This window comes from Collimonas silvisoli (assembly GCF_018305005.1).
Lineage (GTDB): Bacteria > Pseudomonadota > Gammaproteobacteria > Burkholderiales > Burkholderiaceae_D > Collimonas > Collimonas silvisoli.
This window is the reverse complement of the sequence record NZ_JAGQEG010000214.1, coordinates 1-1,533: the sequence shown is the minus strand read 5'-3', so window position 1 is coordinate 1,533 and position 1,533 is coordinate 1. Positions and strand designations below refer to the sequence as shown.

Here is a 1,533-nt window from a genome sequence, read left to right as displayed (position 1 = left end):
AAAATTAGGAATAGATGGCCAACAAGTTCGCTACCGTCGGCGCGTCTTAGGCATTATCTCGGCACAACCCAAGCCGAAGCCGCTCAAAAAAATAATTGCCGAGGCAGGGGAGCTGCCTACGCCGCCTGCATTGCCGATTGCGCCAACAGAGCGTCGTTTTCTCGTTGATCAGCTTCAGTTTCGACGGGCAGGTGGTAGTTTTCCAGATACGGAAGATAAGAAATTAACAGCCTATCTGGAACAAGCATTGGCCGAAGTATATTCCAAGAGCAAGCAGCCGATCGCATGTCCGCACTGTCATTCGCGCTATACGAGATGGGAAAGGAGGTCGGACAGTTCGGCATTGCCGCGTTTTAAATGTTTAACCTGTAAGCGCGCTTTCAATCGTTTAACTGGCACGCCATTGAAACAACTGGCCCGCGACAGGCTCCCCGCTTTTATACCATTTCTCTCGCAACAAATACCTTACGAGGAAGCCTGCCGGCATCTTGATATTTGTTATCCCACCGTACAAAGCTGGACAAAAAAATTCAGGAAATGGCTGCTGCAACTCGATCCCACGGGCAAGTGGGAGGCGAAGGTGCGGCTGGGAATCAAGACGCGACCGTACATTCGCTGCCCACGTTGCGGCGTCGATGGCGAGAAACGTTTCTTTAGCGATTCTCCCACCGCTGGGCGCAGATTGTTCTGTCCAGCTTGTGGCTCAACATTTAGCGTTAGCGATGCCGAACGCCTGGCGCAGCAGAAGGTTCGTCTTGAGATCCACTACGACCCCGGCAAGGTCGACGTCGATCCGGTCTCAGCTCATCAGTAATTTTCCTCTCGCGGTTGTCATCGCTCATACCGTTCAACCGTATCCGCCGGATGCATAAAATTTCCTTTTGGAATTAATGCATTGCGCATCAGTTGTCATTTCACAACGTATTGTCAAAGATTGCAAAACTATTCAGTTTTCAAGCAGATTTCCGTCGCGCAATACCCTTCTACTTTGTAAAATCGGGCGTCATAAATTGCAACTTGATCAATGCCACGACATGCCGGGCATGGATTCCTTGTTAGCTGCTCTTCGTCCCGGAGAGTCAATGCCCCGAATCGGAAAAAAAGAATATGAATAAGCAAGCCTACCGCGTTATTTTTAATAAAAATCGCGGCCAGATGATGGTCGTTGCCGAGAACGTGTCCAGTCAGGGAAAAGGGGCGGGAGATGGTAGCGAATCTGGCGCAAACCATTCGCCATTGATGCGCTTCGCGCACTTGGCCGTTGCCATTGCAGCGTTGTTCGGCGGCGTCACGCTGGTGTCGGCCCAGATCGTGGCGGATCCGAATGCGGCCAACAACCGGAAACCCACCGTCACGAATGCCGCCAATGGCACGCCCCTGGTCAACATCGCAACCCCCTCTAGCGCTTGACCGTACCCCAATAAACAGTCGCATTTAAAAGTAGAATTTCCGACGTGATTTTTCATTAGATGAAACAGGAGTCATGTCGTGAAGAAAAGCAAATTTACCGAGCAACAAATCGCATTTGCGCTG

The 1,533-nt window shown here is 50.9% G+C and carries 2 protein-coding genes; both read left to right on the top strand.

The features are described 5' to 3' along the window. On the top strand, positions 1-814 hold an 814-nt coding region (locus tag KHU33_RS26050), incomplete at its 5' end, for a DUF746 domain-containing protein (protein WP_211468445.1). 293 nt (positions 815-1,107) lie between these two features. Further along, entirely contained in the window at positions 1,108-1,410 is a 303-nt protein-coding gene (locus tag KHU33_RS26045) for an ESPR domain-containing protein (protein WP_211468443.1), read from the top strand. The last annotated feature ends 123 nt before the right edge of the window (positions 1,411-1,533 follow it).